We start from the raw sequence: 7084 nt of genomic DNA, 5'->3' as shown, positions 1-7084 counted from the left end.
TTCGTCAGGCGGGAGCCGAGGTCGCCGACACCATGGTGATCTTCTATTACGACATCTTCCCCGAAACCCGGCAGACGCTGGCCAGCCACGGAATCTCCCTGCACTCCCTCGCCACATGGTGGGATGTTCTTGATCACGCCAAGGAGGCTCGGCACTTCGATACCGCAACCCTCGAAGAGGTCGAACGGTTTCTTCACGCCCCCCTAGACTGGTCGGGCCGCAATGGCGGCGCGACCGACATCGCATCCCGGACCGACTGATCCGGCCGCGTGCCGAGGCGTTCAATCGCACCGTCGGCTTGCGCCGCACCGTCCCGCCCTATGCCGGGACGGCCTCTATCGGCGGGTCCTTCGCCCCCGTCATGAAGGCGACCGCGTCGGACATCGTGTAGTCCCTGGGATTGACCACGCACAACCGGCGGCCAAGCCGGTGCACGTGGATCCGGTCCGCCACCTCGAAGACGTGGGGCATGTTGTGGCTGATCAGGATGATCGGGATGCCCCGCGAGCGGACATCGAGTATCAGCTCGAGCACCTTGCGGGATTCCTTGACCCCCAAGGCCGCCGTCGGCTCGTCGAGGATGATGACTTTCGATCCGAATGCCGCCGCCCGCGCCACGGCAACGCCCTGGCGCTGCCCGCCCGAAAGGGTTTCCACGGCCTGGTTGATATTCTGGATCGTCAGCAGGCCTAGCTCGGACAGCTTGTCGCGCGCAAAGGCCTCCATCGCAGGCTTGTCCAGCTTGCGAAACCAACGGCCCATGAAACCCGCCTGACGAATCTCGCGGCCCATGAACATGTTGTCCGCGATCGAAAGCGCCGGCGACATGGCGAGCGTCTGATAGACCGTCTCGATTCCCGCCTCGCGCGCATCCGTGGGCGACTGAAAACTCGCCTCTCGACCGTCGAGGTAGACCTGACCGCCGTCGGGCTGCAGCGCGCCGGACAGGGTCTTGATCATCACCGACTTGCCAGCACCGTTGTCACCGATGACGGCGAGGATTTCGCCCGGCATCAGGTCGAAATCGCACCGGTCGAGCGCGGTGACCTTGCCGAAGCGTTTGACGAGGCCGCGCCCCGAAAGAATGGGCGTCTGCGTCATTGAGAGACCTTTCTGATCCACTGGTCCAGCGAGACCGCGCCGATGATGAGCGCGCCGATCAACAGCCAGGTCCACTGCGGATTGGCCCCGGCCATGCGCAGGCCGAGTTCGAAGACACCGACGATGAGCGCGCCGAAAAAGGCCCCGACGATCGAGCCGCGCCCGCCAAAGAGCGAGATGCCCCCGATCACCACGGCAGTGATCGACTGGATATTGCCCATCATGCCGGTCGAGACCGCCGGCGAGACCGAGCCGAAGCGGCCGATCATCACCCAGCCCGTCAGCGCGCAGATGAAGCCGACCAGCATGTAGACCGACATCAGCGTGCCATGGACGTTCACGCCGGCCAGCTTGGCCGCCTCGGGGTCGTCGCCCACGGCGTAGACGTGCCGGCCCCAGGCCGTGGAGCGCAACGCGTATGCCAGCGTCGCCACCAGTGCCACCATGAGCAGCACCCCCATGGTGAAGGTCGCCCCGCCGAGCTGGAACTTGATCCCCAGCAGCTGCAGGAACGGCGCCTCCTGGGCGATGTCTTGCGCGCGCAGCGTCTCGTTGCGCGAATAAAGATAGTTGGCGGCCAGCAGGATCTGCCACATGCCCAGCGTCACGATGAAGGGCGGCAGCTTGACCCGGCTGACCAGCCAGCCGTTGATCGCGCCGATGGCCGTGCCGATGGTCAGGCCCAGCATCACCGAGATCGTCGGCGGGATACCGTAGCGGAAGGTGAACTGGCCCATGATGACCGATGACAGCACTGCCAGCGCCCCGACCGACAGGTCGATGCCCGCGGTCAGGATGATCAGGCTCTGCGCCGCGGCCAGAACGCCGACGATCTGGACTTGCTGCAGGATCAGGGTCAGCGCGAAGGGCGAAAAGAACTTCGAGCCGAGCGCGATGCCGAAGATGACGATGGCCGCCACCAGAACGATGAGCGGCACCAGCGAGGGCGTCGCGTGCAGCATCTCCTGCAGGCGGCCGAAGAGGCCCTTGTCCTCTTCGTCGAAGGACGCGACGTCCCCGGACGCCCCCGTCAAAACGGATTCGTAGTTCTCCGCGTTGCGGTCTGTCGGCATCGGTTGATCTCCTCCGAAGCGGGCCGCTGGGCCGGGTGTCGCGTCTCAGTATAACACGGTGGACGCCCGGTGTCGGGCGCCCGCCGGATGCCGAGGCGTTAGCCCCAGCAGAGTTCCAGGCCCTCGTCGGTATCGATCGACGGAACACCCTCGACCGGATCATCCGTGACCAGCGCAACGCCGGTGTCGAAGAAATCCTTGCCTTCGGTGGCCTCCGGCGTCTCGCCCGTCTCTGCATAGGTGGCGATGGCCTCGATGCCCAGCGACGCCATGCGCAGCGGATACTGCTGGCTGGTTGCGCCGATGACACCCTCCTTGACGTTCTGCACGCCCGGGCAGCCACCGTCGACCGAAACGATCAGGGCGTCATCCTCGCGCCCGAGCGCGCTCAGCGCCTCGTAGGCGCCGGCGGCGGCCGGTTCGTTGATTGTGTAGACCACGTTGATCCCGGGGTCGATCGCCAGCAGGTTCTCCATGCCGCGGCGCCCGCCGTCGGTCGCCCCGTCGCTGGTGTCGTGGCCGACGATGCGCGGATCGGTCTCGTCCCCCCACTTGTTGGGGTCGCCCAGGTCGATGCCGAAGCCGTCAAGGAACCCCTGGTTGCGCAGGACGCCCACGGTCGGCTGAGAGATGTTGATGTTGAGAAGGCCGATCTTGGCGTCGTCAGCCGCATCACCCAACTGGCCTGCGGCCCATTGGCCAATCAGGACACCGGCCCGGTAGTTGTCTGTTGCGAAGGTCATGTCGGCCGCGTCGATAGGGTCGAGCGGCGTATCCAGCGCGATGACCAGAAGCCCGGCATCGCGGGCCTGTTCCACAACCGGCGCGATGGCAGCCGGGTCGGAGGGCGTGATCAGGATCCCGTCGGCGTCATTGGCGATGCAGGTCTCGATGGCTGCGACCTGGGTCTCGTTGTCGCCGTCGATACGGCCGGCGTAGGTGTTCAGATCGATGCCCAGTTCCTCGGCCTTGGCCGACGCGCCCTCGCGCATCTTCACGAAGAACGGGTTGCTGTCGGTCTTGGTGATCAGGCAGGCGGACGTGGATTGGTCCTGGGCCGCGGCCGCTCCGGCAGACGTGATTGCGGCAACCGCAGTGCCGACAAGTAGCTTTTTCATGTTGTCCTCCCAAAAATGTGGTTTGCAGAGCCTCCACCCCGCTTTTGGCACGACCGACCAGGCGGACGCACGCCAGTACTGAGGCACGATTCGCGATAAGCTGTCAATTAATTCGTAAAGTTTCCTTATTAAAAGGAATCGCCTATGATGTGCACTAAAGGCTGGTTAAGTATGCGCAGATGGATGAACAGCTAGTCCGATCGATCAGCACCGGATTGAGCCAGCGCGGCGTTCGCGACCACAACGAGCGGCTGTTGCTGTCCCTCATCCAGAGAGACGGCGGCCAGCCCGCAAGCGATCTGGCCAGGCGGGCCGGCCTCTCGCCGCCGACCGTGTCGAGCATCCTGCGCCGGCTGGAAACGGAGGGCATCGTCCTTCGCGGCGAACCGACGCGCGGCAAGGTCGGGAAGCCCTCCACCCCCATGCTGCTGAATTCCAACGGCGCCTTCTCTTTCGGCCTGAAGATCGGGCGCCGGTCGGCCGAGCTGGCCCTGATAGATTTCAGCGGCGTCCTGCGTGACGAGCGGCAGATCACCTATTCCCGCCCCTCACCGACCGAGGTCTACGCCTTCGCCGAGGACAGCGTCTCGGCGATCACGGCCCGTCTTTCCAGCGATCAGGCCAGGCGCGTTTGCGGGCTCGGGGTCGCCATTTCGTTCGAGATCTGGAACCAGCAGGCCAGCACCGACGAGCGCACCGTCGATTATCCCGAGTGGCAGTCCGTCGACCTGGCGAATGCGCTGCACGATCGGATCGGTCTTGCCGTCTCGATTCTCAACGATGCGACAGCCGCCTGCCAGGCCGAGCAGACCTACGGGCGCGGCAAGGAATTCCAGGACTACGCCTATTTCTTTATCGGGGCCTACATCGGCGGCGGGATCGTGCTCAACAACACTGTCTACGAGGGCCGGCAGGGCAACGCCGGGGCGCTGGGCTCGATGCGCAGCATCGGCCCCAACGGCGAGAGCATGCAACTGGTCGACATGGCCTCGATCCGGCAACTCGAGGCCCGGCTCAGCGAGGTCGACCTCGACCCCGGGCAGTTGTGGACCGACCCCGAAAGCTGGACAACCCTGTCGCGTTACGTCGACCCCTGGCTCGGGCAGACCTCGCAGGAGCTTGCCAAGGCCGCCCTCTCCGTCTGTTCCGTGATCGATTTCGAAGCGATCCTGATCGACGGCGCTTTCCCGCCCGAAATCCGCGAAAGCCTGGTCGAACGAGTGCGGCGCTACGTCAAGACCCAGGATACGCGCGGGTTGCTGCCCCCCAAGATCGAGGCGGGCAGCATCGGATCCAAGGCCCGCGCGATCGGCGCCGCGACCGGTCCCATCGACAGTCAGTTCATGCTGTGAGACGGGTCGGCGCGCTGGCCGATGTCCGGGCCGGGCTACCCGATCACCGCGTCCGCGCCCAGCGCGAAGGAGGCCAAGAGCGACAGCGTCAGCAAAACCGATGCCCCGCCCAGGACCAGGCCAATGATGCAGACCAGCCCGTCACGCTCGACAAGGCCCACCCCCAGGATGAAGAGCGAAAGCGCCGGGAACCATCCGCTGAACGGCACCGGAAGGAACAGCGCGAGGGCGATCACGAACAGCAGCAGGCCAAGCGGACGCTGGTTGCGCCGCGCGAAGATCAGCGTGTAGCGCGGCACCAGGATCCGTTCCAGCCGCCGGGTCACGGGGCGCAACCGCAACACCGCCCGACGCAGCTTGTGCGGGTCGAGGGACTTGTGCGCCAGCACCCGTGGCAGCCGCACGTAGCGGAACCCCACCAGCATCTGCCCGGTGATGACCAGCAGCGGCAGCGCCGTGATCAGCGACGACCCGGGCGGCAGCGGCAGGAAGGTGAGCAGCGAAAAGACCACGATCGCCCAGCCGAAGGACGCCTCGCCCAGCGCCGCCAGCAGCGTGCCCACCGTCAGCGCCCCGGCGTTGTGCTGACTGCGCGATATACGCAGGATCGGCAGGGACAGGGAGGCTCTGCGTCGTCTCTCGTCGTCTGGGGGCCGCATCTGGTCCTTTCGGGTTGCCTGGCCCGGATATCTGCCTTCGCGCGCCGGATTACAATCACAACCCGCACCACCGGCCCCCGAAAGCGCAGAGGGCATGGCAGCGCGGTCGCGCCGGCGTCAGCCGCGCTCGTCCTTCGAGGTGCCCATGACCATGTGACTGGTGATCGCCCGCACGTGGGGCACAGTTCCCAGATGGTCGGTGTGAAAGGCCTTGTAGGCTGCGAGGTCCGCCGTTTCGACCCGCAGCAGGTACTCGAAGGCCCCGGCGATGTTGTGGCACTCGCGCACCTCGGGCGCGCGGGCCATGGCCGCCTCGAAGCCCTCCTGCGCGGCCTTGGAATGTTCCGACAGGCCCACCGTGACATAGACGACGAAACCGCGCCCGGTCTGCGCCGGGTCGAGCCGGGCGCGATAGCCGCGGATCACGCCGCGCCGCTCGAGCTCCTGCACCCGCCGCAGGCAGGCCGAGGGCGACAGCCCCACCCGCGCGGCCAGGTCGAGATTCGACAGGCGGCCATCGGCTGACAGTTCTCGCAATATCCTGCGGTTGATCGGGTCATCAATCGCCATGCATTGCAGTTTTACCGGGCACCGCCGAAGAAATGCAATTTAATTTTGCCCTGTCCGGCGCAATCTGCGCGCCATGACTTCGGAGTTTCTGACCGCCCTTGCCACCTTTGCCTTCGTGGCCTCGATCACGCCGGGGCCGAACAACCTGATGCTCATGGCCTCGGGGGCGAATTTCGGCTGGCGGCGGACCGTGCCGCACCTGCTGGGGGTCAGCCTCGGCCACGGCTTCATGGTGATGGTGCTGGGCCTTGGCCTGGCGCAGGTCTTCGCGGCCTACCCCGGGGTCCGAACCCTGCTGACCCTGCCCTGCGCCGCCTATCTTCTCTGGTTGGCCTGGAAGATCGCCAATGCCGCGCCGCCGGAAAAGGCCAGGGCCGGGGGCACACCCCTGACCTTCCTGCAGGCAGCGGCTTTCCAGTGGGTCAATCCCAAGGCGATCTACATGGGGATCACCGCCCAGACCACCTACGCCCCGCCCGACGCCGGCTGGAGCGGGGCCGTGGCGGTGGCGAGCGTCTTCGTCTGCGTCAACATCGTGTCCGTGAACACCTGGGCCATGGGCGGTACGCAGCTGCGCCGGTGGCTGGCCGACCCGGGGCGGTTGCGGGTGTTCAACCGGACAATGGCCGCGCTGCTGGTGCTGACTCTGGTGCCCATAGGGCTGGAGCTGATATGACCGGGACGTGCCCGTCGTCAGATAATTTGGGACGCTTTAGGCCTTTCCGGACTAGAGGCGCTGCCTCACCGCTGATTGATTTTATGCGTTTTCAGTTTCGTGGCGCAAGCGCCGGGCGAGCATGGTTTTGCGTTTGATCTCCTCTCGCTGTTCGAGGATTTGGTCACCCCGGCCGTAGTAGACATGGGCTGGCGTCAGGCTCCCGAGGCTCTCATGGTATCGGCGGGTGGTGTAGTATTCGAAGAACGCGCCGACCTGGCGTTCAAGATCCCCGGGCAGGAAGTAATGCTCGGGCAGCACGCGATTATTCGCTTCGCGGACCTTAAGTTCATGGTCTGGTGCCACCGCTCGTTCACGGGGCTTGCGCGGCCGCCCCGCGGCCACGGTCCCCGTTCACTTCCCCGGTCTGCGGGTGGCAGGGGGCGCCGCGGACGTGGTCCATGCCCTTGTCCTCGAGATAATCGGCCATATCGACGGCGATGTAGGACGAGCCGCCGGCCGTTGGGCTCGAACCGTCGCCGGTGGTCTCGAACCG

General features: G+C 65.8%; 7 protein-coding genes and 2 pseudogenes. 3 read left to right on the top strand and 6 right to left on the bottom strand.

Annotated elements, in window-relative coordinates; genetic code table 11:
* Positions 1 to 260, top strand: a pseudogene (locus tag BU124_RS14895) (hypothetical protein); the annotation flags it as partial.
* A 58-nt stretch (positions 261 to 318) separates the two neighbouring features.
* Here the strand turns inward: BU124_RS14895 and BU124_RS14060 are convergent.
* The 3 genes from BU124_RS14060 to BU124_RS14050 form a co-directional block, all read right to left on the bottom strand.
* Entirely contained in the window at positions 319 to 1101 is a 783-nt protein-coding gene (locus BU124_RS14060) for an ATP-binding cassette domain-containing protein (protein WP_084864201.1), read from the bottom strand.
* Positions 1098 to 2174 carry an ABC transporter permease gene (locus BU124_RS14055; protein ID WP_084864200.1) on the bottom strand — a complete coding sequence of 359 codons (1077 nt, stop codon included), beginning with the start codon at positions 2172 to 2174 and terminating at the stop codon, positions 1098 to 1100. The genes BU124_RS14060 and BU124_RS14055 overlap by 4 nt, the downstream gene beginning before the upstream one ends.
* 98 nt (positions 2175 to 2272) lie before the next feature.
* A complete protein-coding gene (locus BU124_RS14050; RefSeq protein ID WP_084864199.1) occupies positions 2273 to 3292 on the bottom strand; it encodes a sugar ABC transporter substrate-binding protein in 1020 nt (339 codons plus the stop codon).
* Positions 3293 to 3471: 179 nt separating this feature from the next.
* Between BU124_RS14050 and BU124_RS14045 the strand changes: the two genes are divergently transcribed.
* Positions 3472 to 4644: an ROK family transcriptional regulator gene (locus tag BU124_RS14045; RefSeq protein ID WP_084864198.1), complete on the top strand. Its 1173-nt coding sequence runs from the start codon at positions 3472 to 3474 to the stop codon at positions 4642 to 4644.
* 35 nt (positions 4645 to 4679) lie between these two features.
* Here BU124_RS14045 and BU124_RS14040 read toward each other — a convergent pair whose 3' ends face one another.
* Together BU124_RS14040 and BU124_RS14035 are read right to left on the bottom strand one after the other, a co-directional pair.
* On the bottom strand, positions 4680 to 5303 hold the full coding sequence (locus tag BU124_RS14040; RefSeq protein ID WP_084864197.1) for an exopolysaccharide biosynthesis protein: 624 nt from the start codon (positions 5301 to 5303) through the stop codon (positions 4680 to 4682).
* 117 nt (positions 5304 to 5420) lie between these two features.
* Complete coding sequence (locus BU124_RS14035; RefSeq protein WP_084864196.1) at positions 5421 to 5873, bottom strand: Lrp/AsnC family transcriptional regulator; 453 nt, start codon at positions 5871 to 5873, stop codon at positions 5421 to 5423.
* A 73-nt stretch (positions 5874 to 5946) separates the two neighbouring features.
* On the opposite strand from BU124_RS14035, the gene BU124_RS14030 reads away from it, so the two are divergent.
* Positions 5947 to 6549, top strand: coding sequence for a LysE family translocator (locus BU124_RS14030; protein WP_084864195.1), 603 nt, complete (start codon positions 5947 to 5949; stop codon positions 6547 to 6549).
* An 81-nt stretch (positions 6550 to 6630) separates the two neighbouring features.
* Here BU124_RS14030 and BU124_RS15100 read toward each other — a convergent pair.
* Positions 6631 to 7084, bottom strand: a pseudogene (locus BU124_RS15100) (hypothetical protein); the annotation flags it as partial.

Source organism: Salibaculum halophilum (genome assembly GCF_002094885.1).
GTDB lineage: Bacteria > Pseudomonadota > Alphaproteobacteria > Rhodobacterales > Rhodobacteraceae > Salibaculum > Salibaculum halophilum.
This window is presented reverse-complemented; position numbering and strand designations above follow the sequence as displayed.